Origin of the sequence: Plantactinospora sp. B5E13 (assembly GCF_039871775.1) — a bacterium.
GTDB lineage: Bacteria > Actinomycetota > Actinomycetes > Mycobacteriales > Micromonosporaceae > Plantactinospora.
On sequence record NZ_JBDPLT010000001.1, the window covers coordinates 358,112 to 383,060 of the forward strand.

Consider the following 24,949-nt stretch of genomic DNA (forward strand, 5'->3'; position numbering starts at 1 on the left):
CGGCTCCCCGACCTGGTCGGACGGTTCGACGGAGGTCACGGGGACAGCATGCCGGCCGGGCCGGCCGCGTAGCTGGGCAGGGCGCCGCTGGCCGGGGCGGGAGTGGTCTCCAGCACCTCGTTGACCACGAACGCCGGGTCGACCCGGCGCAGCCACATCTCCGGCCGCAGCGTGATCCGGTGGGCCAGGACCGGTACCGCGACCGCCTTGACGTCCTCCGGGATGACGTAGTCGCGGCCGGCGAAGGCGGCGATCGCCCGGGACAGCAGCAGCAGCGCCAGGGAGCCCCGGGGCGAGGCGCCGACCAGGACGGAGGCGTGTTCCCGGGTGGCGGCGGTCAGCGCGACGATGTAGCGGCCGATCGAGTCCTCGACCACCACGTCCTCCAGCGCGGCCTGCATGGCCCGCAGGGTGTCGGCGTCGACCACCGCCTTCAGTTCCGCCTCCTCCTGGCGGCGGGACATCCGGCGGCGCAGGACGTCCCACTCCTCCTCGTGCGTCGGGTAGCCGAACGAGACCCGGAGCAGGAACCGGTCGAGCTGGGCCTCCGGCAGCGGGTACGTCCCCTCGTACTCGATCGGGTTGGCGGTGGCGATGACGTGGAACGGCGGGTCGAGCCGGTAGGTGACCCCCTCCACCGACACCTGTTTCTCCTGCATCGCCTCCAGCAACGCGGCCTGGGTCTTCGGCGGCGTACGGTTGATCTCGTCGGCGAGCAGCAGGTTGGTGAAGACCGGTCCGGCCCGGAAGCTGAAGTCGGCGGTGCGCTGGTCGTACAGGAACGAACCGGTGACGTCGGCGGGCAGCAGGTCCGGGGTGAACTGCAGCCGCCGGAAGTCGAGACCGAGCGCCTGCGCGAAGGAGCGGGCGGTGAGCGTCTTGCCGAGCCCGGGCAGGTCCTCCAGCAGCACGTGTCCGCCGGCCAGGATGCCGGCCAGCACCAGCCCGAGCGGATCCCGCTTACCCACCACCACCGTGCCGACCTGGTCCAGCACGCTCTGGGCCAGCCGCCCGACGTCGGAGATGGTGACCGGCTGGGCTTCCTTCATAACTTCTCCAATTGGGCGACGATCGCCGCGAGGTCGCGCGGCGACGGGGTGCGCCGGGGCGGCGTCTCCAGCAGATTCCACAGCTTGTCGCCGAGCAGGGTGCGGGCCCGTTGCGGATCGCTGCTCCGGGTCAGCCCGTGCCGCTGGCGCAGCAGTTCGTCGGTGAGCTCACCGAGCCGGGGCAGTACGGCACGGCCGAACCGGTCCGCCTCCCCCTGTGACCAGGTGAGTTTGTTCTCCCAGCGGCTGATCGAGCTGGTCAGCACGTCCCGGGCGGACCAGTTGTAGCTGCCGTCCTCCTCGCCGCCCGCCTCGCCGCGGCTGACCCGGACCGGGGGCGCCGGGACCGGGGCGAGTCCGGCGGTGAGTCGGCGCAGCAGCAGCAGGGCCAGGAAACCGGCGAAGACCGCGGCCGGGGAGAGCGCGACGCCGACCATCCGCAGCCCGGCGAGCAGACCGGCGGCGAGCGCGGCGGCGGCGAGCAGGCTGCGCAGCCAGGCCCGGACCCCGCCCGGCCGCCGTCGCTCCCGGGTGCCCGCCGGCTCCTCGTCGTGGCCGAGCAGGTCGTCGATGCTGGCGCTGGCTCCGCTCACCCGTGCCCACCACCCGTCGGGGTCTGGGCCTCCTGCGGGGCGGTGAGTTCGGTACGCAGCCGTTGCAGGGCGGACCGGGCCTGGCCGCGCATCCGCTCGTCGACGGTGTGGGTGGCGTACCGGGCCTGCCGGTAGACCTCGGCGAACGCGCCCAGGACGTCGGCGCTGACCGGCCGGCCGCCGCGGAGCAGCCGGGTCACCAGGTCGGTCGGGGTGTCGCCGGGGCGCCGTTCGACCCCGGCCGCGGCGGCGGCCTGTTCGAGTCGTACCCAGCAGGCGATCACCGCCCGGCGTGGGTCGGTGTCGGTGTCGGAGAGGTCGACCAGACCGGCGTCGAGCGCGGCGACCACCTCCTCGGCGGTCTGCGCGGCGGAACGCCGGGGCCCGGCCCGCCCGGCCCGGGCGACGGTGATCCGCCGGCGCAGCAGGTCCCGGACGAGCGCCCAGAGCAGGGCGCCGACCAGCACCGCCGCCACGACGCCGCAGAGCACCAGGCCGGCGGTCTGCAGCCAGGCGGGCAGATAGCCGCCGCCGGGTTCGGCGGACGGCTGCGGGGTGCCCGGGACCTCGGTCGGCACGGCGGGCTGGCGCAGGGTCGGCATGACGTCGGCCGGCGGTGTGACCCGCTGGAAGCCGACCGACGAGTGCGCCGCGGCGAACGCGGCCAGCGCCAGCAGCCCGACGACGGCGGCCGGCGGCCACAGCGCCCGCAGCAGCGCGCCGGTCTGACCGGTACGGGGTGGACGGTCGCCGGAGCGGGCACGACCGGAGTGCCCGTCGGTCATCAACCCCGCCCTCCTGTGCCGTCGGTGCGATCCGGGTCGTCGGCGTGCGACCCGTGCCTCCTGTCGCTGCCCTCAGTCCCGCTCGTCCAGCCCGGCCAGGATCCGGGCCCGGGCGAACACCTCGTCCAGCATTCCCGGTGTGAGCCGACCGGTAAAGGTGTTCTGCTGGCTGACGTGGTAACAGCCGAGGACGTGCGGAACGGCGTCGCCCGACCAGTGTGCCCCATGGCCGAAGACGGGTCGCGGGGTGGGCGGGCGGACGCCGTACACCTGGCGCATCGTCGGCCACCAGGCGGCCCAGGCGAACGCACCAAGCGTCACCACGACGCGCAGGGTGGGTCTGATCAGTTCGATCTCGCGGTGCAGCCAGGGTGCGCAGGTGTCCCGCTCGGCGGGGGTGGGCTTGTTGTCCGGGGGCGCACAGCGGACCGCGGCGGCGATCCGGGTGTGTCGCAGTTCCAGCCCGTCGTCGACGGCGACGCTGGTCGGCTGGTTGGCCAGCCCGGCCCGGTGCAGCGCGGCGAAGAGCACGTCACCGGAGCGGTCCCCGGTGAAGATCCGTCCGGTCCGGTTGCCGCCGTGCGCGGCCGGTGCCAGGCCGACGATGGCGATCCGGGCGTCGGCGACGCCGAAGCCGGGCACCGGCCGGCCCCAGTACACCTGGTCGCGGAAGGCGGCCCGGCGTACCTCGGCGACCTCCTGGCGCCAGGCGACCAGCCGGGGGCAGGCGAAGCAGTCGGCGATCGCCGCGTCCAGCCCGGCCAGGTCGGCCACCCGCGGCGCGCGGGCGGCCACCTCGCCGGGGGTACGCGGCTCAGCCAAGCCGGTTCCGGAAGAAGTCGAGGGTACGGGCCCAGGAGCTGGCCGCCGCCGGCTGGTCGAAGACCTCGGGGCGGTCGTCGTTGAAAAACGCGTGCGAGGTGCCCGGGTAGTCGTGCAGGACGCAGTCGCCGCCGGCCGCCTCGATCGCCCGACGGGCCGTCTGCACGCCCTCGGCGGCGGAGGTGCCGTCCTCCTCCGAGCAGTGGATCAGCGCCGCCTTGCCGGCGTAGTTGGTCCACTCCGGACGCATCCGCTCCCAGGGCAGCACGGGATAGAAGCCGACCGTGGCGACGATCCGCTCGGAGAGCGTGGCGGACCAGAGCGCCAGGCTGCCCCCGGCGCAGAAACCGACCGCGCCGGTCGGGCCGGTGACCTCGGGCCGGTCGGCGAGGTAGTCGGCGGCGCCGGCGATGTCCCGGGCGGCCTGGTCCATGGCGAGGCCCATGATGAGCTTGCCGGCGTGGTCCGGTTCGGTGGTGGACTCGCCGTGGTAGAGGTCGGGGGCGAGGGCCACGAAACCGGCCGCGGCGAACCGGTCGGCGACCGAGGTGATGTGTGGTACCAGTCCCCACCACTCCTGGATGACGATGACCGCCGGGCCGGTCGTACCGGCCGCGGGCAGGGCGAGATAACCCTCGCTGGTTCCCCCGTTACTGCGGTAACTCACCATCTCACCCATCGGTGGCCCTCCTGTCGGTCAGTCATCGTTGGCTGGTCGCACAGTTTTTCCGACCGAAGACGGCGGTGGTGGTCTTCGCGTGTCGGGTGTCCGGGTAGCCTGCCACGCCCGACGGGTAAGACGGAAGGCAATGTGGAAGTGGCGTACACCTCCCGTTGCCCTGGTGTACGCCACGTCGTCACGCGCCCTGGTGGAGGGGCGAAGAAGATCAGCTGGTCGGGCTCGGGGAGGCCTCCGGGCTGGCGTCGTCGGCCGGCGTCCCGGTCGGGTCCGGGCTGTCGATCGGGCTCGGATCGGCACCGCCGTCCGGGCTCGGGTCGGCACCGTCGCCGGGGCTCGGAACAGCGCTGCCGCGCGGGCTCGCGACCGGACCGGCCGGCGGTGCCGGGCTGGTCGGGTGCAGCCGGAACGGCGCCCCCTCCGGGCAGTACGGGTACGGCTGCTGCGCCGGGTCCGTGTAGTAGGGGTCGCCAACGGTGGTCCGCAGCCGCTCCTGGGCCGACTCGCACCACGGGTCGCCGAGCCGGATCGGCCGGCCGTTCTGGTCGAACAACCGCACGCCCTCCAGCAGTCGTCCCTCGCTGTCGTAGACGTACACGTCCCGGATGTCGGAGTACTGGTCGTTGTAGACCGGCTGGTACTGGATGCCCGGGCTGGTGTAGCTACCCCAACCGATGAAGCCGGCTAGGCCGAAGAGGACCAGTGCCCCCGTGCCGAGGCGCATCATCAACGTCCCCCGGCGGCCCAGCGAGGCGGTCCGGCGGCCGAGCCAGATCGAGCCGGTGACGGTGGCGGCGAGCAGCAGCAGCGCGGCCAGGGTGCTGCCGCCGAGCCGGGGCAGCAGTCCGGAGGACCCGTAGGCGAAGAAGGCGATCAGCATGGCCGCCAGGTAGCCGCGCAGCACCCACCAGGCGGGGCGGAGCAGCCGCAGGTAGTCGCTGAGTCGCTCGTACCCGATCACCGGGCCGAGCCTGCGGTCGATCGCACGCAGCCGGTCGCGGCCCTTGCGCACCAGGGAGCCGACCCGTTGGTCGAGGTTGGCCGGGGCGGTCGGCGGCGCCACCCCGGCGGCGGCCCGCAGTTCCCGCGCGTACGCCTCGGGCGGGCCGAGCCGGTCGGTCAGCGAGCCGGCGGTCTCCCCGGCGGTGGCGGCCTCGGCGGCGACCTCGGCGAGGTGCTCGGGCAGGTCTTCGAGGAGTTCGTCGCGGGTCGCCGGGGGCAGGTCGGACAGGGCCGACCGGACCCGGTCGACGTACCGGGCGATCTCCTGCTCGATCAGATGCGTCACGCCGCCAACCCCTTGTCGTCGAGCAGCCGGTCCATTGTGCCGGCAAATGACCGCCATGTCTTGCCGGAACGGGTGAGCTGGTCGCGGCCGGCCGCGTTGAGCGAGTAGTACTTGCGGTGCGGTCCCGACTCGCTGGGCACGACGTAGGTGGTGAGCAGTCCGGCCTGGAAGAGGCGGCGGAGGGTGCCGTAGACGGAGGCGTCGCCGATCTCGTCGAGCCCGGCGGTGCGCAGCCGACGCATGATGTCGTAGCCGTAGCCGTCCTCGTCCTTCAGTACGGCCAGGACCGCGAGATCCAGCACGCCTTTGAGCAACTGGGTCGTGTCCATGGGTTGATACTACTGTTCAATGCGGAGTACCGTCAACGCTGCGCTACTGTGACGCAGAGCTACGTGGCGGACCGGGGTTACCGTGTCGCCGTGCCCGCCGAAACCGACGTCCTGCACCGCCTGCTGCGCACCACCGGGGTCTACCGGGGGCGCGGCGACGGCCCGGAGAGCGGCCCGTTCCTGGCCCGGATGGTGGTGACCTCCGCGCTGGACGGGCGTGCCGTCATTCTGGACTACGAGGCGACCAACGACCGGGACGGGCTCCGGCACGTCGAACACAGCATCCTGCTGTCCGGCCCGGACGGCCGACTGGAACTGCACGTCGCCAGTCTCGAACTGCCCGGCGTGGTGTGCTTCACCCAACAGGAACCCGGCCGGTTCACCACGTACGAGGGACCACTGGTGGCCCGGATAGTGCTCGACCTGCCCCGCCCCGGGCAGCTCGGCTACGCCTGGTGGTGGTCCCGGGACGAGCGGCCCCCGCGCGAGCAGTACCGCGCCGACCTGCACCTGACCGGCTGACCACTCGCCAACGAGTTCGTCGACCGCCCGGGACGCGTCAGGTACGTCCGTCGCGGGCGTACGCGATGACGCCGAGCAGACCCCCGGCTGGTGGTGGTCGACGTGGTGGTGCTGGCGCTGAACCCACTCCGGGAGAGCAGCGGCGGCAGCCGTTCGGCCAGTTCGGCGGCTCGTTCCGGGGTCAGCGGCTCGTAGCAGAGGCACAGCCGGCCGCCCGGCTTGAGCAGGCGGGCGACGATCGCCAGTTCCGGGGCGGGCGTACCACGGTGGAACAGGTCGAGGTTGACCGCGAAGACCTTGTCGAAGCGTTCCCCTGCCGGGTCGAGGTCTGCGAGCACTCCGGCCCGGTCGAGGTCAGCGAGGGTGCCGGCCCGGATCTCCGCCCGCCCGGACGCGACATGTTCGGCGTTGCGCCGTCGCGCCCGCTCGACCATCTCGGCGAACTCATCGATCCCGACGATCCGGCCACCGACCAGTCGGGGGCAGATCAACGATATTGCCGTACCCGGTCCGCAGCCGATCTCCAGAAGATGATCGTTCGGCGCGACCGACAACAGACGCAGCAGCCATCGGTACCGTGTCGGGATCGTGCCTTCCGGCGACACCGGGTCGTACGCACCGACAGGTCGCAGCCGTGGGCGTGCCCAGCCGAGGAAACGGTGGTGGAGTGCGGCCAGTTCCGGGTCAGAATGCGGGTTCAGCCGGGCCAGGTCGTCGATCGCGTCCTGGAGCATGGTGGCGAGATAGACGTGCAGTGCGGTCGGGTCGGCGGTGTACTCGATCGGCAGCAGGGACCGGGCGACCGGGCAGGGCCAGGGCCGGGCACAGACCCGGCAGAGCCAGATCGGCCGCTGCGGCACGTGGGGTCGGGACGCCGGTGGCTTTCCTGGTCCGGGGTTGTGTGGCATGGCGACCTCCCGAGGTGGATGAGTGGAGGAGGAGCGCCCGCCGGATCCGCCAGTTCGAGGCGACGCTGGTCCCGGGGCTGCTGCAGACCCCGGAGTACGCCACCGCCCTCTTCCGCACCCGACCGGGTGTCACCGAGCGGCAGGTCGCGGCGAAGGTGGCGGTACGGCTGGAGCGGCAGCGGATCCTGACCCGGCGCCGGCCCAGGGCACCGGAGTTGGACGTCATCGTGGACGAGTCGGTGCTGCGCCGGCCGATCCTCGACCGCGACGCCTGGCTGGCCCAGCTCGCCCACCTGGCGAACGCCAACCGGCTGCCGACGGTGACCGTCCGGGTGCTGCCGCTCGCCGCCGGTCCGCACGCAGCCTCCGTGGCCAGCTCGTTCCACATCTTCGAGTTCCCGGCCCAGGGCACCCGGCCGCCGGAGCCGACCACGGTCTACAGCGAGAACCTGACCGGCGCGCTCTATCTGGACAAGCCGGCCGAGATCGGGGCCTACGATGACGTCTGGCGGACCCTCGACACCCTGGCGCTGAGCCAGGAGGACTCCGAGGACCTGCTCGCCGTCATCATCAGGGAGGGTGTCGATGACTGAGCCGACCGTGGTGCGCTGGCGCAAGAGCAGCCGGAGTAGTAATCAGGGCGCGTGCGTCGAGGTGGGCGGTGGGCTGCCCGGGCGGGTGCTGGTGCGAGACAGCAAGGACCCGGTCGGCGGCACGCTGGCCTTCCGCGCCGCCGCCTGGTCTACCTTCCTCACCCGCCTCCCCCGGCGACCCTGACCCGGGCCGGCCCCGGTCCTGACGGCTGGTGAGGCGTCGGGGCCGGTGCCGGCCGAGGCGGTTCAGGACTCATCCCGTGGCGCTCACCGCGAGCAGCACCGCGCCAACCCGCACCTGACCGACTGAACGCGGTCGGCGGATCCGTACCAGGCGGAACCGGCGGGAAAGCCGTTTAGCTGCCCGGGTCGGGGGGAGACAGCCGCCGACAGACGGAACGGGAGGGGCAGCGATGGGCAGACTCATCTCCGGCCGGAGTGACAAAACCGGCCGTGGTACCGGACGCGGCGGCCAGACCCGGACCGCGACCAGGCCCGCCGCCGCCCGGAAGGTCGCCGGCGCGAAGAAGGCGCCGACGAAGGCTGCGGCCCGGGCGAAGAAGGTCGCCACCGCGACCAGACGGGCCACCGGCGCGACCGTGGCCAAGGGCGCACCGAAGAAGGCGGCGAAGTCCGCCGCCGCCCGCACCCCCGCCAAGCGGACCCCACCGTCGAAGCGGACGCCTGCGGCGAAACGGACCCCGGTGGCGAAAAAGGCAGCCCCGACCCGGGCCCGCAACCTCGCGGCGGCGCAGAGCCCGGCCACCAGGACGACGACTGCCAGAACGACAACCGCCAAGGCGACGACTGCCAAAACGACGGCCGCCGCCAAGGCACCCGCCCGGAAGAGGACGGCGCAGGCATCCGCCCGCAAGAAGGCGGTGAAGGCGCCGGCCCGGAAGGCGACCGCCGCCAAGAAGACCACCGCGACCAGGGCACCTGCCCGCAAGAAGGCGGTGAAGGCGCCCGCGCGGAAGACCACCGCCGCCAAGGCACCGGCCCGTAGGGCAACCCGCTCCCGCTGAGATTGCAGCGGACGTAGTCTGGCGCCCCTGTCTTACCGGTCTCCGTAGTGGTAGCGACAGGACAGATAGTCGTTCCAGGCGTTCGGGTGCCACACGAGCTTCACGCAGCGTTCTCACCCTCAGCGTCGCTCAACTCGTGCTCGATGCGTTCGCCCGCTTCCATCTCTGCCATCCGACGACGCAGTTCACGGCCGTTGGCACCACGAGACAGGTGTTCTGTCTCGAGCCATGCGTCGTAGTCACTCTTGGGCATGACGACCAGTGGCTCATGTCCGCTACGAGTCACCACGAGGTGTTCGGCGTCGTTTTGGATCGCGTCGAACACCTCTGCGAGGTTGGCGCGCAGGTCGGATGCGGTAATGAACTTCATGTCCCTCCCCAGGTCGTACGTCATATCGTGCGCCTTCCAGGCCTGCCCTGCCCACCGAAACCCGGTGGGACTCGCCAGTCGGACCTGGTAGCCGGGCCTGGTGTTGTCGCACCTGACGCCTAGTCTCGGTCGGTGACCGTGCACAGGCTGTCCCGCACCGACGCGCGTCGACTCGCCGTACGCGCCCAACTGCTGGACGCCGACCGCCCGAGCGGGATGTTCGACGTCGTACGCCGGTTGACCCTGCTGCAGAACGATCCGACGGCGGCCGTGGCGCGCAGCGCGGACCTGGTGCTCTGGAGCCGCCTCGGCTCCGCGTACTCGCCGACGCAGCTACGCGACGCCCTTGACGAGCAGACCCTGCTGGAGCTGCACGGTTTCGTCCGTCCGCCGGAGGATCTGGCGCTGTACCGGGCAGAGATGGCCGAGTGGCCCGGCCGTCCGCCGTTGCGGGACTGGCAGGAGGGCCTGCGCGACTGGATGGACGCCAACAACGGCTGCCGGCGGGACATCCTGGCCCGGCTCCGCTCCGACGGACCGCTGACCACCCGGGAGCTGCCGGACACCTGCGTGGTCCCGTGGCGCTCCTCCGGTTGGACCAACAACCGGAACGTCACGAAGATGATCGACTTTCTCGTCCAGCGGGGCGAGGTCGCGGCCGCCGGCAGGCGCGGCTCCGATCGACTGTGGGACCTGGCCGAGCGGATCTATCCGGACGAGGTCGTACCGTACGAGGAGGCGTTGCGGATCCGTGCGCAGCGCCGGCTCCGGGCACTCGGCATCGCGCGGGCCCGCGCCCAGCAGGTCCCGGGCGAGCCGAACGACGTACGGACAACGGGCGAGCCGGCCGTGGTCGAGGGTGTGCCGGGCCAGTGGCGGGTCGACCCCGACCTGCTGGACCGGCCGTTCACCGGCCGGGCCGCGCTGCTGTCCCCACTGGACCGGCTGGTCTTCGACCGTAAACGGCTGATCGAGCTGTTCGAGTACGACTACCAGCTGGAGATGTACAAGCCGGCCGCCAAACGACGCTGGGGCTACTGGGCGATGCCGATCCTGTACGGGGACCGACTCGTCGGAAAGCTCGACGCGACCGCCGACCGCGCAGCCGGGGTGTTCCGGGTGGACGCTATCCACCAGGACGTGCCGTTCACCAGAACGATGACCGCGGCGGTACGGCATGAGATCGAGGAGCTGGCGGACTGGCTCCGGCTGCCCCTGGCCATCGCGTAGCGGGCTCCCGCTGGTCCTCCGTGGGCTGCTGGCCGCCGTGTCGGTGGCAGCCCGTCCCGTCGCCGACGCGGTGGCCCCCGATCCACCGGTTCCTGGACGCGCCGCCGACCGCCGTCGACCGGCACGCCGCCGGAGGAACCTCGCCCCCGATCCCGTGGACGCAACTCGCACGACGGCCGGTGCACAGGAAAGACTGGCGGGCATGACTGACCTGGACGATGCGAAGGCCGCACTGCACCACTACCTCCGAGCGACCCGCGACAACCTGATCTGGAAGCTCGACGGGCTGAGCGAACGCGACGCCAGGCTGCCCCGTACCGCGACCGGCAACAACCTGCTTGGACTCCTCAAGCACTGCCTGAATGTCGAAGCTGGCTACTTCGGGCCCACCTTCGGGCGTGACTTCCCGACGCCCGAGGAACTGGTCCCCGAGCAGGCGTTCGACGAGGACCCGCAGGCGGACTGGTACGCACGGGAGGACGAGACGAAGGACGGGCTGATCGACCTGTACCGCCGGGTCGGAGTGTTCGCGGACCAGACGATCGAACAGCTACCGCTCGACGCGCCGGGGCGGGTGTCGTGGTGGGGGCCAGGCGGACAGGCGGTGACGCTGCAGCGGATCATCATCCACGTGACCTGCGACCTCGCTCGTCACGCCGGCCACGCCGACATCATGCGCGAGCAGCACGACATGGCGGTGGGGCTGCGTCGGGACAACACCAATATCCCTGACGACTATGACTGGCCGGCGTACGTCAGCAAGCTGACGAAGCTGGCCGACCGCTTCGACTAGCTGGTCCCGGTCCGGCCGGAGCCGAGGCACCGGCCGGACGTCGGTCCACCGCGCGGTGCGGCCGACCCTGGCGGTCGTCACGCTGCGGCTGGTGCCGGCAGGCGGGTGTCCGACGGTGCCTGATCCAGTGCGTGGTGACGTACGCCGTGGATCAGCAGGTAGCCGATCATCCAGAACTCGCCGACGGTCGCGGGAAGGACGAGAGCGTCAGCGACGACCTGTGCGTCCGGGGCGAGGTATCGGACGAACGCGCTGAGCAGGTAGCCGACGCCGCCGGCGACGAGGATCCAGCCGAGTGGGCGGGGCATCCAGCCGGAGCGGAGCACGCAGCTGCCCATGGGGATGAGCCACAGACCGAAGAACAGCGCCCCCACGCCCCACAGGTTGCCGCTGACCAGGTAGAGCAGCTGGACGGTGGCTGCCGCGTCGCCGACCGGGTCGAGCGCGAGTTGGGCCGCCGTGGCGAGTGTCGCCGCGCTGATCAGGATCGCGATCGCGTTGACCAGGCCGAAGGTGGCGATGCCGCCGGCGTTGAGCGGGTCCGCGGTGCGGAACAGCCGGTAGAACCAGGCGGCGGTGAGGGTCTGGGTGACGACGACGAGCAGTTCGAAGGCGACGCCGGCGCGGGCCAGCGATGCGTGCTCGACCAGGTTGGCGAGCGTCGTGCCGGGGTCGCCGGCGGCGAACAGTCGCGGCCGGATGAGCAGGAATCCGAGTGCGCCGGTGACGGCGAGACCCAGGTAGAGCAGCCCGGTCATGCGGGCGGTGCGGATCAGCGGGTGCATCGTGGCTCCTTCGGGCGTCGCCGGTCGGTACCGGTTCCGGTCCGTCCTGGCGATGGAGAGCTGACTGTCGGCCTTACGACGTAAGGTAACCATACGATGTAAGGTGCCAGCAAGAGGTGAGGGGGGACTGTGGCAGCACGGGCAGATCGGGCGCCGTTGAGCCGCGAGCGGGTACTGGCGGCGGCGGTCGTGCTGGCGGACGTAAACGGGTTCCAGGCGCTGACGATGCGTCGCCTCGCCGCCGAGCTCGGCGTCGAGGCCATGTCGCTCTACTACCACCTGCCCGGCAAGGAGGCCCTGCTCGACGGCGTCGTGGAGACCGTGATCGCGGAAATCGACGTCGCGGTCGGCCGCCTCGGCGACCGTGGTGACGACGAGGACTGGCGTACCCGGCTGCGGCGACGGTTTCTCGCGGCGCGTCAGGTCATGCTGCGCCACCCGTGGGCACCCGGGCTTCTGGGCTCACGCCCGACCATCCCGCCCGGCGTGTACGCGTACTACGACGGGATCGTCGGCACCCTCGTCCGCGCCGGGTTCTCGTACCACCTCGCACACCGGGCGCTGCACGCGTTCGGCAGCATGCCGTTCGGGTTCGTCCAGGAGATCTTCAGCCCGGCATCGGCCGGCGGGAGCACGCAGGTCGACACTGCGGAGGCGGACCTGGCCGCGATGGCCAACGCACTCCCCCACCTGACCGCCATGGTCAGCACCGAGGCCCACACCGCCGACAACCCGGCACTCGGCTGGTGCGACAGCCAGGTCGAGTTCGAATTCACCCTCGACCTGCTCCTCGACGGACTCGAACGCCTCCGCGGCTGACCGGGGTGCACAGGATCTCGACATCGCTCGCTGGCGGATACGGAGTCGGCACCCGGTATCACCAATCGCCGTCTCGGCCCGCGCCGCCGTCGGTCCGCTGCGCGGCGGCGGCCAGGCCGGAGAAGGGGCGAATCGGTGACGGCGAGCCCGGGGCAGGGGGACAGACTCTCTCAGCCGGTGATGAGGGTGGCGACGGCGGGGCCCGCGGTGGCGAGGCGCCCCGTCGTGTGCTGGTAGCGCCGGACGATGTCGTGCTGCCGCAGTCGCTGGCCGAGCCGCCGTTCCACCCGCAGCAACGGATTGCGGTGCGGCGGCGGGAACGCCGTCGCCAGGGCACCGAGCAGCCTCTGCGGGTCGACGTCTGCGGTGTTGAGCACCCACGCGACACCGGGATCGAGCGCGACGAGTCCCAGCGCCAGGTGTTCGGGCCGGTGTTCGCGCTCGCGGCGGGCCAGCGCAAGTCGCAACGACGCCTCGTAGGCCGCCTGGGCGTCCAGTCCGAGGGGCGGGCTCATCCGGGCACACCTGCGTCTCGCCGCAGCCGCCCCGAACGGGAGCACCGGTTCACGTACCGGCGGTTGGTCCAGTAGCGCCGCCCAGGAGGAGACGGCGAGTAGCCGGTCGACGTCGATTCCGAGCGGGGCCAGGGTGTCCCGGTCGGCGGCGGCCCCCGCGCCGGCCGGGCCGGCGAGGTCAACCGCCTCGTCCACGGCTGCCGTGGTCACGCCGTACTCGGCCAGTACGGTCGCGACCGCGCCGCCGGTGGTGGTGAGGGCGAGCAGCAGGTGCTCGCTGCCGGCGCGGGAGTGCCCAACGTCTGCGGCCAGTGCCAGGGCACGGGCCACCACACGACGCAGTTCGGGGTGGTCGCCACGGAACATCATTCCTCCCGGCCTCGGTGGTACTTGCGGTGCACGGTCTGTTTGGTGACGCCGAGCCGGGCGGCGATGTCCTGCCACGACCATCCCGCCCGCCGCGCCGCCGCGACATGCTCGGCTTCCAGTTGTTCCACCAGCCGGCGGAGCCGGGCCACGGCTCGGAGTCCAGCGTCGGGATCGCCGCCGTGTACGGCGTCGTCGAGATCAGCCATCGCGGACATGGTCGTCAGCATATGCTGACGCTGGAGCCTGCGTCAACATATGCTGACGCGGAGCCACGGTCAACCGCCCGCCCGCACCGCAGGCAAGACGCGCTCGGCTCAGGCGTCCGGGAAGGCGTGTTCCACGGTGACCGTGCAGGTGACGCCGACCGTACCGGTCTGCTCGTCGACCACCTGATCACCGACGATCAGGCGGCAGGTCACCGGGTGCCCCGGCAGCGCCCGGGCGTCCAGCACCAGCGCGCCGGTCGGGGCGGACACCTCGACCGTTTCGCTCCACGGCGTCCTGATCCCACCCTGGTCGTACGGGTCACCGAGGGAGCCCGACGCGCCGCTGCCGCCGTCCGGGCCGGCGCCGTCCCGCCGGTCGGCACGGCTGTCGGAGTCACTGCTGTCGTCCGGGCCACGCCAACTGATGCCGGCAACCGCTCCCGCGTCCGAGACGACCTCCATCCGGATCTCCCGGTCGCGTCCGAAGACCGTGAGCCCCAACCCGACGACCAGGGCGACGAGCGCGGCAACGCCAGCGACCAGGGCAAGCTTCCGACGGATACACCGAGCCCACGGAAGGTCACCGCCCGACCTCGCTCCGTCACCACTCTGCTGGCTCACCCTGGTCAGGTTACCCCGGGGTCATCGCCACTAATCCTCCACAGTGGAGGACGATCGCGGGTCGGCCCGGCGACCCCGTGCGCGCAACACGATCTCCGGGAGGGGCCGAACGAGACCGTCGGGGCGCAGAATGTGACCCATGACACGGCGGATGGTGGACATCGACGTACCGGACCTGACCGGCCGACTCGCGGTCGTCACCGGCGCGAACAGCGGACTCGGCCTCGGGCTGGCCGAACGGCTGGCCCGAGCCGGCGCGGAGGTGGTCCTCGCGGTCCGCAACCCGGACAAGGGCGCCGCCGCCATCGCGCGGATCCGCGCCGAACTGCCCGACGCCCGACTCACAGTCGGCCACCTCGACCTCTCCTCGCTGGCCAGCGTCGCCAGCTTCGGCGCCGAACGGGTAGCCGACGGCCGACCGGTCGACATCCTGGTCAACAACGCCGGCGTGCTGGCCCCGCCGAGACGGGAGCTCACCGAGGACGGCTGCGAACTCCAGTTCGGCACCAACTATCTCGGCCACTTCGCGCTGACCGGTCACCTGCTGCCGCTGCTGCGTGCGGCGACCGCCTCCCGGGTGGTGTCGATGAGCAGCCTGATGAGCCGGGTCGGCCGGCTCGACTTCGACAACCTGCGGGGTGAACGGCGGTACCGGTCGTGGCAGGCGTACGGGCTCTCCAAGCTCGCCCTCCTGGTCTTCGCCCGGGAGTTCGACCGACGGGCCACGGCGGGCGGTTGGGGCGTACGCGGTTATGCCGCCCATCCGGGCGCGACGGTGACCAACCTCCAGCTCACCGGGGCCACCCACGGCGGACGCCGGGTCCGCCTCATCGCGCTGCGCAACCGACTGATGTACGCCGTACCGATCTGGCAGCAGGTGTCGACCGGAGTCCTGCCCGCCCTGTACGCCGCCACGAGCCCGGACGCTGAAGGCGGCGGCTACTACGGCCCGGCCGGGTTCGCCGAACTCGGCGGTCCGCCCACCCCGGCGAGACTGCCCGGCAGCCTGCCGGATCCGGCCGGGGCGGCCCGACTCTGGGAGGTCTCCGAGCAGCTCACCGGCGTCCGCTACCCCACCTGACCACCGCTCTGGCAGCGATGGCGATCCGCCGCCTCGCCCACTCGATTCGAGATCCATCCAAGTATCGACGTAGGACAATTTCGGATCAGGACAAAAATCGTCGACTTTCCACCGTTGACTGTGTGACGGATGGTTAGCTGTCCACGGTTGCCCTCTCGCAGAGAGGACCGTGGGTGTCGATAGCAGAGATCGCCGTCATACTCCGTCGCTTCAGCGACGAACTGCCCGTCACCGAGGTCGTCACCGCCGAGACCGCCCTCGCCGAGATCATCGCGGAACTGGCCACCACCCTGGCCGGAACCCGCGATCCGGACGCGGTCGCCGTCCTGACCGAACTCCGGGCCGCCCGGCGCGTCCTGCGGGACGCCCATGCCGAACTCGTCGCCGCAGCCGGCGGCTGCCGCGAATACCTGTCGAGACTCGGTGCCTGAGATGGCACTCGACGAGATCGTCAATTCCCTCCGCTCGGCCCGGACGCGCCTCCCGATCCCGGATCTCGCGCACGCCCGGAACACGCTTGTCGCATTGAGTCGGGAACTCGGGGCCGCCATCAGGGGCTCTCGGCACGCCGGCGTCGTCGGCTCGGTCGCCGCCGCCGAGCGGGGGCGGAAACACCTGGACGACGCCGTCGACCGGCTCCGCACCGCCGGCCGACGGCTGGACAGCTACCTGACGACCATCACCGGTGCCGGCACCGCAGTAGCGGCGCCCGACTCGCCGGCCCCGGCCGCCACGACAGCCGACGCCACCGACATCCCCACACCGGTCGGTCCGGGATGGGTACGCGCGACCGTCGTGCCCGACCGGGTGCGGAAGATCGGCGGAGGGTTCCGTTCCCGGCCGGCCGGGACCAACCGGCCCAGCGCCGGCGTCTTCCGAGGCAGCCCTCTCCAATCGGGTGGGCGGGACCGGAGCATCGCCGCCGACCTCGTCCACGAGCCTCTGCGCGGGCCGCCGGTCACCTTCTACCAGCACGTGGAGTCGAAGGCGGCGGCAACCATGCGACGCGACAACGTCACCGAGGCCGACCTGGTCGTTGACAACACTGTGTGTGGCACGAATCAACGCGACCACGACCAGGAGTGGTCCTGCGCGGCCGTGCTCCCGTCAATCCTGCCCCACGGCTCGCGGCTGACCGTCTGGGTGACCCGGGACAGCGGCAGGACGTGGTGGCGCACCACCTACCTCGGCACCGGCGAAAGGATCAGACGGTGACGTTCGTGATGTCGGACTACCATGGCCACCGCGAGGAGCTGTCCGGCCCCGCCGACGCGGGCGAGTGGTTCGACGAGCAGGCTGACATGGTCATGCCGCACGGCGGGTCGGGGCAGGTGATCTGGTTCGGGCCGGCAAGCGGACCGGCCGAGTTGCGGGTCGACGTGGATGTCGAGGCCGGCCGAGCGGCGCTGCGCTGGACCGTCGACGGGACGTACGCCGTCGAGCTCGAGCCCGGGTCTCCGATTACCGTCCTGGAGTCCCCTGACTCGGGCCTGGTCACCGTGCCGGCCCGGCTGGCCCGGGTACGCCCGGCCACCGCCCGGGCCGCGGTCGTGGAGTACGTCACCACCGGACGGCGTCCGCACCACCTGACCTGGGTGTCCGAGGAGGACGATCCCGGGGCGACAGCGATGTGACACCGTCCGGTGGCAACGGAACGATTCAGGCGGTGACAACCTCGCCGCGCAGCGGCGCGAGCGCGCCACCGATCTGACCGATCGTCTCCTCCGGCACACCGAGGCCGGACAGCGTGGCGACCAGGTGCCCGACCACCGCGTCGAAGTCCTCGTCCTTGATCTTCAGGTCGGCGTGCGCGGCGGCCATGTCCCGGCCACTGTAGATCTCCGACCCGCCGATCGCGGCCGCGATGAAGGACCGCTGGTGCGCCTTCAACTTCTGGATGTCGACACCGACGAAGTACGGCGCCAACTGCGGGTCGCCGAGCACCCGTACGTAGAAGTCGTCAACCGCAGCCTGGACAGCCGGTGCGCCGCCGATGGAGTCGTAGATGCTCATGTGAGGGGTGGCCTTTCTGGACAGATGGTGGCCGACAAATCAGGGGCATTCACCCAGAGCGTGACGATACAGCGGACGCTAGGTCCGGTCCATTGCACGATCATTGGCGGTCGACAACGGGAAGGCTATCAATCCCTCACATCGACCCTTCGTCACCGGTGAGATACCCCCTGATCATCCGGCCGCTCGCCGGCGCGGGCCGGCGCCATCGTCAGCCGGCGCCATCGCGAGCCGGCGCCATCGCGGGCGCCGGCCGGGATCAGCGGTGGAGGTCGCGGCGCCCGGGCTCCTGCAGAGACCAGGCGATCCCGTCGAGGATGTCGTGCTCGGAGGCGATCACCGAGTCCATCCCGGCCCGCTCCATGATCACCTTCAGCACCAGGGCGCCCGCCCCGATCACGTCGGCCCGGCCGGGATGCATCACCGGAATGGTCAACCGTTCGGCGGTCGACCGGGCCAGCAGGTCGGTGCTCACCTTCGCCACCTCGTCGTACGAGATCCGGGCGTGGTGGATCCGGTCGGACCGGTACTCCGGCAGGCCGAGCGCGATCCCGGCGACGGTGGTGACCGAACCGGCCAGTCCGATCAGCGTGGCCGCCGACCGCCCCGGCACCACCGAGAGCGCCCGGTCGACGATCGCGGTGATGTCCGCCTCGGCAGCGGCGACCTGCGCGGCGGTCGGCGGATCGGCGGACAGGTGCCGCTCGGTCATCCGGACACAGCCGACGTCGACCGACAGCGCCGCCTCCACCGACACCCCGCCCGGCGGCAACTCCACCGCCACCGCCGACACCTTGCCCGAGGCCGGACCAGCGCCGGTCGGGCGGCCGCCGACAACAAACTCGGTCGAGCCACCCCCGATGTCCACCACCAGGTACGGCGCCGGCACGTCGGCGCCGAGGCCGCGTACCGCCCCGGTGAAGGAGAGCCGGGCCTCCTCGTCGCCGGTCACCACCTCCGGCTCGACACCGAGGGTGGCCAGTACCATCGCCCGGAACTCGTCGGCGTTCGACGCGTCCCGGGAGGCGGAGGTGGCGCACATCCGTACCCGGGAGGCGCCCAACTCGGCGATCTGCCCGGCGTAGTCGGCGAGCGCGACCCGGGTCCGCTCGATCGCCTCCGGCGCCAGCCGGCCGGTCCGGTCGATGTCCTGGCCCAGTCGGACGATCTCCATCCGGCGGACCACGTCGACCAGCTCGGCCTGCGGCCCGGCGGACGGGTCGGGCAGGTCGGCCACCAGCAGCCGGATCGAGTTCGTACCGCAGTCGATCGCGGCGACCCGGTCGGGCACGGATTCCGTCGTCACGACCGCCAGCCTACCGATCGGCCGACGTGCCCTTACTCGCGGTGACGGCCCGGCCCGAGGTTGCTGAGCGGGCCGTCGTCACAGGCGGAGCAGCATGCGGACGTTGCCGAGGGTGTTCGGCTTGACCCGTTCCAGGTCGAGGAACTCGGCGACACCCTCGTCGTACGAGCGCAGCAACTGCTCGTACACGGCGTGCGGGACCGGCGCCCCGTCGATCTCGACGAAGCCGAAATTGCCGAAGAACCGGGTCTCGAAGGTGAGGACGAAGACCCGGGATACGCCGATCTCGCGGGCGGTGTCGAGCAGTTCGGCGACGATACGGTGACCGATCCGGTGGCCGCGCCAGTCGGGGTGTACCGCGACGGAACGGATCTCGGCCAGGTCCTCCCACATCACGTGCAGCGCGCCGCAGCCGAGCACCGTGCCGTCGACCGGATGCACCGCGACCCGGAACTCCTGCACGTCCTCGTAGAGGGTGACCAGCGGTTTGCTCAGCATCCGCCGACCGCCCCGGTAGGTCTCGATCAGGTCCCGGATCTGCCGTACGTCGCCGGACCGGGCGCGTCGGACGACCGGTTCCGGCGGTGCCGCACCGGCCCGGCCGTTCTCCGGGGCCGTCCCGGTCGGCCCCGCTGCTCCCGGCCCCGCCGCTCCGGTCGGGCCCGCCGCGGCGTCGGTCATTCCGTCGGCTCCACGCAGGGGCCGTCGCGCCACCACGGCTCCAGCAGCTCCAACACCTCGTCACCGAACGGGTTCACCCCGGGCCCGGCGGCGAGCGCGTGCCCGAGGTGCACGTGCAGGCACTTCACCCGGCCCGGCATGCCGCCAGCCGAGATCCCCTCGATCTCCGGCACCTGACCGATCGCCTCCCGGCGGGCCAGGTAGTCCCGGTGCGCCGCCAGGTAGCGGTCGGCCAGCTCAGGATCGGCGGCGAGCCGTTCGGCCATCTCCCGCATCACCCCGGCGGACTCCAGCCGGCTGCAGCCGGCGGTGGCCCGGGGGCAGGTCAGGTAGAACAGGGTCGGGAACGGGGTGCCGTCGCCCAGCCTCGGCGTCGTCTCCACCACGTCCGGCAGCCCGCACGGGCAGCGGTGCGCCACCGCCCGGGTGCCGCGCGGGGTACGGCCGAGCTGGGCGGCCACCACCGCCAGATCCTGCTCGGTCGCCGGCTCGCGTACCGGTGGCGGCACCTCGGCCGCCACCGGCCGCGCCACGGGTTCCACCGGTACGCCAGCCTGCTGCTCCACCGGCGAACCCGGGGTCTCCGATCTGCTCACTGTCCGGCCTGCTCCGCTTCGTTGGCCGCCCGCACACTGGACCAGAGGGTGTCGTACCAGGGCTCGGCGGCGGTCGGTTCAGCCGCCTTCGGGTCGACCCGGGCGGCTTCCCGGGCGGCGTCGTCACGGTTACGCAGCACCACGAGAGGGGTCTCCCCGGGCAGCACCATGTAGAACCGCTCCCTCGCCTGGATCTTGACGTACTCGGGGTCGTCCCAGAGCGCGGCCTCGACCTCCAGGTCACCGATGAGCTCGCGCTGGGCCCGCAGGTCCGCCTCCATCCGGGCAATGTCGGACTGCTGGTCGAGATAGACCCGGACCGGATAGGTGTAGGCGAGGGCGAGGGCGACCAGGACACCGATCAGGACCCCGGCCCGACCGGTGTACCGGCGGGGATGGGTGGCGGAGGTGCGCTTCACCACCCGGGAGACGCCGGTGCGGCGGGCCGCCCCGGGCCGGTTGCCGGACCGGGCGCCCTCCGTGCTCCGGGCCGCGCCGGCGGCACGGCCGGTGGACGAGCGGGTCGAGCCGGTCGACCGGGTAGCACCCGATCGTGGCTCGGCCCGCCCGCCGGCCTCGCGGGAGACCGGACGGCCGGGCCGACCCGGCCGTCGGGCCGGGCCCTGCCCGCTCGGCGTACGGCGTTGCGTCATCGCCGTCGCACCCCTCCCCGAGTCCTACGTCGTCAGGCCGAACGGTAACGCGGGAAGGCGCTCGCGCCCGCGTACCGCGCCGCGTCGGCCAACTCCTCCTCGATCCGGAGCAGCTGGTTGTACTTCGCCACCCGGTCGGAGCGGGCCGGGGCGCCGGTCTTGATCTGGCCGGTGCCCATCGCCACCGCCAGGTCGGCGATCGTGGTGTCCTCGGTCTCGCCGGACCGGTGGCTCATCATGCACGTGAAACCGGCGCGGTGCGCCAGGTCGACCGCCTCGAAGGTCTCGGTCAGCGACCCGATCTGGTTCACCTTCACCAGTACGGCGTTCGCGGCCTTCTCGGCGATGCCCCGGGCGATCCGCTGCGGGTTGGTGACGAACAGGTCGTCGCCGACGATCTGGATCCGCTCGCCGACCGAGGCGGTCATGGCGGTCCAGCCGGACCAGTCGTCCTCGGCCAGCGGGTCCTCGATCGAGACGATCGGGTAGTCGTCGAGCAGCTTGTGGTAGTAGGCGGTCATCTCGTCCGCCGTCTTGGTGCCGCCCTCGAAGGTGTAGACGCCGTCGGAGAAGAACTCGGTGGCGGCGACGTCGAGCGCGAAGACGATGTCGGTGCCGACCCGGTAGCCGGCCTTCTCGACCGCCTCGCCGATCAGGTCGAGCGCGGTGGAGTTGGTCGGCAGGTTCGGGGCGAAGCCGCCCTCGTCGCCGAGCCCGGTGCTCAGGCCCTGCTTCTTCAGCACGGACTTGAGCGCCTGGTAGACCTCGGCGCCGGAGCGCAGCGCGTCCCGGAAGGTCGGGGCACCGATCGGGGCGATCATGAACTCCTGCACGTCGACGTTGGAGTCGGCGTGCGCGCCACCGTTGAGGATGTTCATCATCGGCACCGGCAGCAGGTGGGCGTGCGGGCCGCCCAGGTAGCGGAAGAGGCTCAGCCCGCTGCTCTTCGCCGCCGCCTTCGCCACCGCCAGCGAGACGCCGAGGATGGCGTTCGCGCCCAGCTCCGACTTGTCGTCGGTGCCGTCGATGTCGAGCATCTTCTGGTCGATCAGCCGCTGCTCGCTGGCCTCGTACCCGATGAGCTGGTCGACGATGCGGTCCTCGATGTTGGCGACCGCCTTCTCCACGCCCTTGCCGCCGTACCGGTCCTTGTCGCCGTCGCGCAGCTCCAGCGCCTCGAAGGCACCGGTGGACGCGCCGGACGGCACCGCGGCCCGGCCGACGGTGCCGTCGTCCAGCCCGACCTCGACCTCGACGGTCGGGTTGCCCCGCGAGTCCAGAATCTCCCGGGCGACAATCACCTCGATGGTGGCCACTGTCCTGCTCCTCAGTAGTCGATAACGGTCCATCGGTTGTCGATGGTGGTGGTGTCCCCGTCGCGACGGTGCGGCGCAGGCCCCGTCGGGAAAGCCTATCGGGCCGGGTACCGCCCGCGTGCGCTGGCCGGTGACCCGACGGCCCGACCCGACCGCACCGCTGACCCACCACCGACATTTCCGCACGTCCTGTGCGACAGGTGGGAGTCGGTTTGCGCGAGCTTGACCCGATCGACAAGGCTGTTGCCCATGCCGGCTGTGTCAACCTCACTCCGGGTACTCACGGGGGCCATCATCACCGTACTGACCATCTCAGGGTGTCAGACCCTGGACGACGCGGGTCGGGTGATCGGCCGGGCCGACCTGGTCAACGACCTCGCCGCCCGGCTGGACCGGTCGACCGAGCTCACCTACTCGGCCGACTACCAACTGCCGGGTGGCCGAACCGCGTCGATCTCGCAGTCCCAGGATCCGCTGCGAGCCGCGTACGTCTATCCCGGTGGCAAGCTGACCGTCACCGCCGACGCGACGATGGAGTGCGACACCGGCGGAAAGAAGCCGACCTGCACGTTGACCGCGCCACCGGCGCCCAACAGCAAGCCGGCGATCACGGTCTACTCGGAGATGAACAAGCACGGCCTGGTCACCCCGCCGGTGGTGGTGGGGCTGCTCACCGCCGCCGCCCTCGACCCGGCCGCGGTGATCAAACAGAACGACACCACGGTCGCCGGCCGGCACGCCACCTGCGTACGCGTGCAGGGGCTCAGCGACGCGGCGGCCAGCACGTTCCACGCCTGCATCACCAGCGAGGGGACCCTGGGCAGCTTCACCGGCACCGTCGACGGCGCCGACCTGGAGGTGACGATGAGTCGCTACCGGGAGGCGGTGGAGAGCGCCGCGTTCGAGATGCCGACCGGCGCCGGGGTGGTCGACCGACGGCCCGCCCAGCCGGAGTGACCCGGGTGCCGGCCCCGGTGGGACCACCCGGGGGCCGACGTCGACCAGGTTCCTTCTTGTTCGCAGCCTAGGTGGGCGCTTGGCCCGGTGCGTGGCGTTTACCCGATCGGGGGCAAAAGCGCCGAAGCATGTCGGGTTCCGTCCTTCCGGCCCCGGTCGGTCCGGCTGTCCCACCGGTCGCCGCCGACCGTTGTCACCCGGACGGCGCGGGGTCAGTGCCCGCCGGGGTGTCACCAGGCGTTGTGGTCGGCGCCGTCCAGTCCGAGCAGGGCGGGGAGATGCCGCGGCGGCGGAGAGCCGTGCGCCAGCATCGCGTCGTGCCACTCGCGGACCGGTACGCCGGACGGCCGGCTCGCGGCAACCTCGGCGACCTGGGTGTAACCGACGAAGTACGTCGACAGTTGCGTCGAGGTGAGCAGCGCCCGCCGCCACTTCCCGGCCGCCTCGCCCTCCTCCTGGAAGCCCCGGCCCGTCATCAGCTCCATCGCGTCGGCCTCGGCCATCCCCTCGCAGTGTGTGAGTTGGTCGAGAATCGCGTTGATGGTCATCCGGAGTTGCATCTTGAGCTGCTGCAACCGGACCGCGAGCCCGCCGAAACCACGCTCGGCCATCAACTGCTCGGCGTAGACCGCCCACCCCTCGACGAACGGGCCGGAGTGGCCGAGCGCCCGGACCCGGCTGCTGCCCCGGTAACGCCGGGCGTGCGCCAGCTGGAGGAAGTGCCCCGGCATCGCCTCGTGCACGGTCAGGTTCCGGATCATGTGGTTGTTGTACTCGCGGTAAAAGGACTCGATCCGGGCCGCCGGCCAGTCCGCCGGGGCCGGCGCGATGCAGTAGTACGTCGGCACGTCGGCGGTCTCCAACGGGCCGGGCGAGTCGCAGTAGGCGACCGCCACCCCCCGGTCGTGTTCCGGCATCTCCTTGATCACGCACGGATCGTCCACAAGGGAGACGAGCTCGGTGTCGGCCACGAAGTCCGTCGCCTCGCCCAGGGTCGCCTTCGCCAACGACACGATCGAGGTCTCGTCCGGGTGCTCGTCGGCGAGCAGCCGCAGCGCCTGGCGTACCGCGTCGTCGGAGGCCGGGCCGCCGACCAGCTCGACGGCGGCGGCGCGGATCTCCTCGGTCACCCGCTCCAGGTTGGCCCAGGCCCGGTCCAGCACCTCACGGGCGGACAGCTCGGTGTCCAGGGTGTGCCAGAGCCGCGCCTCCCACAGCCGCCGGCCCAGCCTCGGGTCCCGGCCCGGTCCGGCGTCGTCGCGCAGGCCGGTGCGCAGCCAGTCGGCGAATCCGGTCAGTTCGCGTACCGCCACCTCGGCCACCGGTCCCACCGTGCCGCGCAGCCCCGGCTCCTCGTCGAGCAGCGTCGGCAGCTGGTTGCGCAGCAGCGCCGCCGCGCCGTCGTACTGACCGGCCGCCGTCTCGACGTGGATCCGGGGCATGTCGCCCAGCAGCGCCCTGGCGGTGGCCAGCCCGTCCGGTACGGCGGACAGTCGGCCGGCCAGGCTGGTCAGCCGTACGTCGGCCGGCGCGAACGGCCGGATCAGCAGCTCGTTCAGCAGGTGCGCGGGATTGTGTACCAGCGGGTTCCACTCGTGCGAGCGGACCTCGGTCAACTCGAAGATCCCCCGGTCGACCAGTGCCGAGAGCACCGCGTGGTCCACCCGTTCCGGCGTCGGCAGTTCCTCGGCCTCCACCTCGGAGAGCGCGTGGGCGGCCTCCCGCAGCATCGTCACCCGGCCGGTGACCGCGTCGGCGGACCAGTCCGGAAGCCGGTCGTCGGAGCCGTGCTCGCCGACCGAGGAGGCCAGGGCCGGGTCACTGGCCAGCAGGGCGTCGACGATCCGCTCGACCAGCGGGACAAATGGTGGCATGCGCAGAACCTAACCGATCGGGCGGACGGAAAGGGAAGGACCGGACCTCCCCGGCGGACCGGGTAGCGCGGCCCGGGTAGCGCGGCCCGGGTAGCGCGGCCCGGGCAGCGAAGACCGACCGGGGGTCCGGCAGCCGGCGGGCCGGCGGGGCAGCCGGTGTGCCGCCCGGAA

Annotated in this window: 32 protein-coding genes; 12 read left to right on the forward strand and 20 right to left on the reverse strand. The window is 71.8% G+C overall.

The window, feature by feature from the left end; genetic code table 11:
- Window positions 1–35 precede the first annotated feature (35 nt).
- The 7 genes from ABGB05_RS01535 to ABGB05_RS01565 all read right to left on the reverse strand — a co-directional run bounded on the left by ABGB05_RS01535 (window position 36) and on the right by ABGB05_RS01565 (window position 5,545).
- Window positions 36–1,049 carry a MoxR family ATPase gene (locus ABGB05_RS01535; protein ID WP_347651256.1) on the reverse strand — a complete coding sequence of 338 codons (1,014 nt, stop codon included), beginning with the start codon at window positions 1,047–1,049 and terminating at the stop codon, window positions 36–38.
- Complete coding sequence (locus tag ABGB05_RS01540; protein ID WP_347651257.1) at window positions 1,046–1,642, reverse strand: hypothetical protein; 597 nt, start codon at window positions 1,640–1,642, stop codon at window positions 1,046–1,048. Before ABGB05_RS01540 ends, ABGB05_RS01535 begins: the two co-directional genes overlap by 4 nt.
- Window positions 1,639–2,427, reverse strand: a complete 789-nt coding sequence (locus ABGB05_RS01545) for a DUF4129 domain-containing protein (protein ID WP_347651258.1) — start codon at window positions 2,425–2,427, stop codon at window positions 1,639–1,641. Before ABGB05_RS01545 ends, ABGB05_RS01540 begins: the two co-directional genes overlap by 4 nt.
- Window positions 2,428–2,499: 72 nt before the next feature.
- Entirely contained in the window at window positions 2,500–3,222 is a 723-nt protein-coding gene (locus tag ABGB05_RS01550) for a uracil-DNA glycosylase (protein WP_347651350.1), read from the reverse strand.
- 19 nt (window positions 3,223–3,241) lie between these two features.
- The gene (locus tag ABGB05_RS01555) at window positions 3,242–3,928 is read right to left on the reverse strand and encodes a dienelactone hydrolase family protein (RefSeq protein WP_347651259.1); all 687 of its coding nucleotides are present in this window, start codon (window positions 3,926–3,928) and stop codon (window positions 3,242–3,244) included.
- 208 nt (window positions 3,929–4,136) lie between these two features.
- Window positions 4,137–5,216 carry a hypothetical protein gene (locus ABGB05_RS01560; RefSeq protein WP_347651260.1) on the reverse strand — a complete coding sequence of 360 codons (1,080 nt, stop codon included), beginning with the start codon at window positions 5,214–5,216 and terminating at the stop codon, window positions 4,137–4,139.
- Entirely contained in the window at window positions 5,213–5,545 is a 333-nt protein-coding gene (locus ABGB05_RS01565) for a PadR family transcriptional regulator (RefSeq protein WP_347651262.1), read from the reverse strand. Before ABGB05_RS01565 ends, ABGB05_RS01560 begins: the two co-directional genes overlap by 4 nt.
- A gap of 90 nt (window positions 5,546–5,635) precedes the next feature.
- Here ABGB05_RS01565 and ABGB05_RS01570 point away from each other — a divergent pair, with 90 nt between their 5' ends.
- The gene (locus ABGB05_RS01570) at window positions 5,636–6,067 is read left to right on the forward strand and encodes a hypothetical protein (RefSeq protein ID WP_347651263.1); all 432 of its coding nucleotides are present in this window, start codon (window positions 5,636–5,638) and stop codon (window positions 6,065–6,067) included.
- On the opposite strand, the gene ABGB05_RS01575 is transcribed toward ABGB05_RS01570, so the two are convergent.
- Window positions 5,992–6,975 (reverse strand): class I SAM-dependent methyltransferase, encoded by a 984-nt coding sequence (locus ABGB05_RS01575; protein ID WP_347651264.1) that lies wholly within the window; start codon window positions 6,973–6,975, stop codon window positions 5,992–5,994. The genes ABGB05_RS01570 and ABGB05_RS01575 overlap by 76 nt on opposite strands.
- Before the next feature lie 14 nt (window positions 6,976–6,989).
- On the opposite strand from ABGB05_RS01575, the gene ABGB05_RS01580 reads away from it, so the two are divergent.
- From ABGB05_RS01580 to ABGB05_RS01590, 3 genes are all read left to right on the forward strand, one after another.
- On the forward strand, window positions 6,990–7,568 hold the full coding sequence (locus ABGB05_RS01580) for a DUF5753 domain-containing protein (RefSeq protein WP_347651265.1): 579 nt from the start codon (window positions 6,990–6,992) through the stop codon (window positions 7,566–7,568).
- Window positions 7,561–7,752, forward strand: coding sequence for a DUF397 domain-containing protein (locus ABGB05_RS01585; protein ID WP_347651267.1), 192 nt, complete (start codon window positions 7,561–7,563; stop codon window positions 7,750–7,752). The genes ABGB05_RS01580 and ABGB05_RS01585 overlap by 8 nt, the downstream gene beginning before the upstream one ends.
- Window positions 7,753–7,981: 229 nt before the next feature.
- Window positions 7,982–8,593 (forward strand): histone H1, encoded by a 612-nt coding sequence (locus tag ABGB05_RS01590; RefSeq protein ID WP_347651268.1) that lies wholly within the window; start codon window positions 7,982–7,984, stop codon window positions 8,591–8,593.
- Window positions 8,594–8,693: 100 nt separating this feature from the next.
- On the opposite strand, the gene ABGB05_RS01595 is transcribed toward ABGB05_RS01590, so the two are convergent.
- On the reverse strand, window positions 8,694–8,963 hold the full coding sequence (locus ABGB05_RS01595) for a type II toxin-antitoxin system Phd/YefM family antitoxin (RefSeq protein WP_347651269.1): 270 nt from the start codon (window positions 8,961–8,963) through the stop codon (window positions 8,694–8,696).
- Between the two features lie 132 nt (window positions 8,964–9,095).
- Between ABGB05_RS01595 and ABGB05_RS01600 the strand changes: the two genes are divergently transcribed.
- Complete coding sequence (locus tag ABGB05_RS01600; RefSeq protein ID WP_347651270.1) at window positions 9,096–10,193, forward strand: crosslink repair DNA glycosylase YcaQ family protein; 1,098 nt, start codon at window positions 9,096–9,098, stop codon at window positions 10,191–10,193.
- A 202-nt stretch (window positions 10,194–10,395) separates the two neighbouring features.
- Window positions 10,396–10,986, forward strand: coding sequence for a DinB family protein (locus ABGB05_RS01605; protein ID WP_347651272.1), 591 nt, complete (start codon window positions 10,396–10,398; stop codon window positions 10,984–10,986).
- A 77-nt stretch (window positions 10,987–11,063) separates the two neighbouring features.
- Here the strand turns inward: ABGB05_RS01605 and ABGB05_RS01610 are convergent, their stop codons facing one another.
- Complete coding sequence (locus ABGB05_RS01610; protein ID WP_347651273.1) at window positions 11,064–11,771, reverse strand: DUF4386 domain-containing protein; 708 nt, start codon at window positions 11,769–11,771, stop codon at window positions 11,064–11,066.
- A 129-nt stretch (window positions 11,772–11,900) separates the two neighbouring features.
- Between ABGB05_RS01610 and ABGB05_RS01615 the strand changes: the two genes are divergently transcribed.
- The gene (locus ABGB05_RS01615; RefSeq protein ID WP_347651274.1) at window positions 11,901–12,590 is read left to right on the forward strand and encodes a TetR/AcrR family transcriptional regulator C-terminal domain-containing protein; all 690 of its coding nucleotides are present in this window, start codon (window positions 11,901–11,903) and stop codon (window positions 12,588–12,590) included.
- A gap of 170 nt (window positions 12,591–12,760) precedes the next feature.
- Here ABGB05_RS01615 and ABGB05_RS01620 read toward each other — a convergent pair whose 3' ends face one another.
- The 3 genes from ABGB05_RS01620 to ABGB05_RS01630 all read right to left on the reverse strand — a co-directional run bounded on the left by ABGB05_RS01620 (window position 12,761) and on the right by ABGB05_RS01630 (window position 14,301).
- On the reverse strand, window positions 12,761–13,471 hold the full coding sequence (locus ABGB05_RS01620) for a Clp protease N-terminal domain-containing protein (RefSeq protein WP_347651275.1): 711 nt from the start codon (window positions 13,469–13,471) through the stop codon (window positions 12,761–12,763).
- Complete coding sequence (locus tag ABGB05_RS01625) at window positions 13,471–13,689, reverse strand: sigma factor-like helix-turn-helix DNA-binding protein (protein WP_347651277.1); 219 nt, start codon at window positions 13,687–13,689, stop codon at window positions 13,471–13,473. The genes ABGB05_RS01620 and ABGB05_RS01625 overlap by 1 nt, the downstream gene beginning before the upstream one ends.
- Before the next feature lie 99 nt (window positions 13,690–13,788).
- Complete coding sequence (locus tag ABGB05_RS01630; protein WP_347651278.1) at window positions 13,789–14,301, reverse strand: hypothetical protein; 513 nt, start codon at window positions 14,299–14,301, stop codon at window positions 13,789–13,791.
- A 139-nt stretch (window positions 14,302–14,440) separates the two neighbouring features.
- On the opposite strand from ABGB05_RS01630, the gene ABGB05_RS01635 reads away from it, so the two are divergent.
- The 4 genes from ABGB05_RS01635 (at window position 14,441) to ABGB05_RS01650 (ending at window position 17,016) form a co-directional block, all read left to right on the forward strand.
- Window positions 14,441–15,382: an SDR family oxidoreductase gene (locus ABGB05_RS01635; protein WP_347651279.1), complete on the forward strand. Its 942-nt coding sequence runs from the start codon at window positions 14,441–14,443 to the stop codon at window positions 15,380–15,382.
- Between the two features lie 173 nt (window positions 15,383–15,555).
- Window positions 15,556–15,813 (forward strand): hypothetical protein, encoded by a 258-nt coding sequence (locus ABGB05_RS01640; RefSeq protein ID WP_347651280.1) that lies wholly within the window; start codon window positions 15,556–15,558, stop codon window positions 15,811–15,813.
- A gap of 1 nt (window position 15,814) precedes the next feature.
- Window positions 15,815–16,597, forward strand: a complete 783-nt coding sequence (locus ABGB05_RS01645; RefSeq protein WP_347651351.1) for a DddA-like double-stranded DNA deaminase toxin — start codon at window positions 15,815–15,817, stop codon at window positions 16,595–16,597.
- Window positions 16,594–17,016, forward strand: coding sequence for an Imm1 family immunity protein (locus ABGB05_RS01650; protein WP_347651281.1), 423 nt, complete (start codon window positions 16,594–16,596; stop codon window positions 17,014–17,016). The genes ABGB05_RS01645 and ABGB05_RS01650 overlap by 4 nt, the downstream gene beginning before the upstream one ends.
- Before the next feature lie 25 nt (window positions 17,017–17,041).
- Here ABGB05_RS01650 and ABGB05_RS01655 read toward each other — a convergent pair whose 3' ends face one another.
- The 6 genes from ABGB05_RS01655 to eno form a co-directional block, all read right to left on the reverse strand.
- The gene (locus ABGB05_RS01655) at window positions 17,042–17,395 is read right to left on the reverse strand and encodes a group 1 truncated hemoglobin (RefSeq protein WP_347651282.1); all 354 of its coding nucleotides are present in this window, start codon (window positions 17,393–17,395) and stop codon (window positions 17,042–17,044) included.
- Window positions 17,396–17,654: 259 nt separating this feature from the next.
- Entirely contained in the window at window positions 17,655–18,686 is a 1,032-nt protein-coding gene (locus ABGB05_RS01660) for a Ppx/GppA phosphatase family protein (RefSeq protein ID WP_347651352.1), read from the reverse strand.
- Window positions 18,687–18,779: 93 nt separating this feature from the next.
- Window positions 18,780–19,382: an amino-acid N-acetyltransferase gene (locus ABGB05_RS01665; RefSeq protein WP_347651284.1), complete on the reverse strand. Its 603-nt coding sequence runs from the start codon at window positions 19,380–19,382 to the stop codon at window positions 18,780–18,782.
- Window positions 19,379–19,924 (reverse strand): DUF501 domain-containing protein, encoded by a 546-nt coding sequence (locus ABGB05_RS01670; protein ID WP_347651353.1) that lies wholly within the window; start codon window positions 19,922–19,924, stop codon window positions 19,379–19,381. Before ABGB05_RS01670 ends, ABGB05_RS01665 begins: the two co-directional genes overlap by 4 nt.
- A gap of 50 nt (window positions 19,925–19,974) precedes the next feature.
- Window positions 19,975–20,631, reverse strand: a complete 657-nt coding sequence (locus ABGB05_RS01675; RefSeq protein ID WP_347651285.1) for a septum formation initiator family protein — start codon at window positions 20,629–20,631, stop codon at window positions 19,975–19,977.
- A 32-nt stretch (window positions 20,632–20,663) separates the two neighbouring features.
- Entirely contained in the window at window positions 20,664–21,947 is a 1,284-nt protein-coding gene (eno, locus tag ABGB05_RS01680; protein ID WP_347651286.1) for a phosphopyruvate hydratase, read from the reverse strand.
- Window positions 21,948–22,196: 249 nt separating this feature from the next.
- Between eno and ABGB05_RS01685 the strand changes: the two genes are divergently transcribed.
- Window positions 22,197–22,904, forward strand: coding sequence for a hypothetical protein (locus tag ABGB05_RS01685; protein WP_347651287.1), 708 nt, complete (start codon window positions 22,197–22,199; stop codon window positions 22,902–22,904).
- 230 nt (window positions 22,905–23,134) lie between these two features.
- Here the strand turns inward: ABGB05_RS01685 and ABGB05_RS01690 are convergent, their stop codons facing one another.
- The gene (locus ABGB05_RS01690; protein WP_347651288.1) at window positions 23,135–24,778 is read right to left on the reverse strand and encodes a DUF885 domain-containing protein; all 1,644 of its coding nucleotides are present in this window, start codon (window positions 24,776–24,778) and stop codon (window positions 23,135–23,137) included.
- Between the last annotated feature and the right edge of the window lie 171 nt (window positions 24,779–24,949).